Raw genomic sequence first — 655 nt, 5'->3', positions numbered from 1 at the left:
ACTTGACGTGCTTGCCGACGCGGAAGGCGAAGACCAGATAGGCCATCTCGGCCTCGGTCGGGGCGCGGCGCGTCACGACGCGCAGCGCGTCGGGCAGGATTCGGCCGTCGTCGCGCGTCTGAGCCAGGAAGCCGCCGGCCACGGAACGGACCACCACGCCGCCCTGGGCCGGGTCGGGCATGGCGCCGGTCAGCAGCAGGCGCAGGTTCTTCTTTCTGGCCAGGATGGCCTGGGCCTCGTCCGTCGCGTCGGGGGCGACGATGACTTCGGTGAAGATCGTGGCGATGCGCGACGCGGCGTCGGCGTCGAGCGTGCGGTTGAGCGCCACGATGCCGCCGAAGGCCGAGACCGGGTCGCAGCACAGGGCCAGGTCCCATGCCGCCGACAGGCTGCCGGCGGTGGCGACGCCGCAGGGATTGGCGTGCTTGACGATGACCACGGCGGGGGCATCGAATTCGGCCACGGCCTCGAACGCGGCGTCGGTGTCGTTGAGGTTGTTGTAGGAGAGCGCCTTGCCCTGCACCTGGCGCGCGGTGGCGACGCCGGGGCGGGTGCTGCCGTCGGCGTAGAAGGCGGCCTGCTGGTGCGGGTTTTCGCCGTAGCGCAGGCTTTCGCGGCGGATACCGGCGATGGTCAGCCGTTCGGGCAGCGCGTC

At 71.6% G+C, this 655-nt stretch carries 1 pseudogene; it reads right to left on the bottom strand.

Annotated elements, in window-relative coordinates:
• Positions 1 to 655: pseudogene (gene purH / locus HUK84_RS21720) on the bottom strand (bifunctional phosphoribosylaminoimidazolecarboxamide formyltransferase/IMP cyclohydrolase); the annotation flags it as partial.

This window comes from Nguyenibacter vanlangensis (assembly GCF_013376155.1).
GTDB lineage: Bacteria > Pseudomonadota > Alphaproteobacteria > Acetobacterales > Acetobacteraceae > Gluconacetobacter > Gluconacetobacter vanlangensis.
The sequence above is the reverse complement of the archived record's forward strand: the minus strand, read 5'-3'. Positions and strand labels throughout refer to the sequence as shown.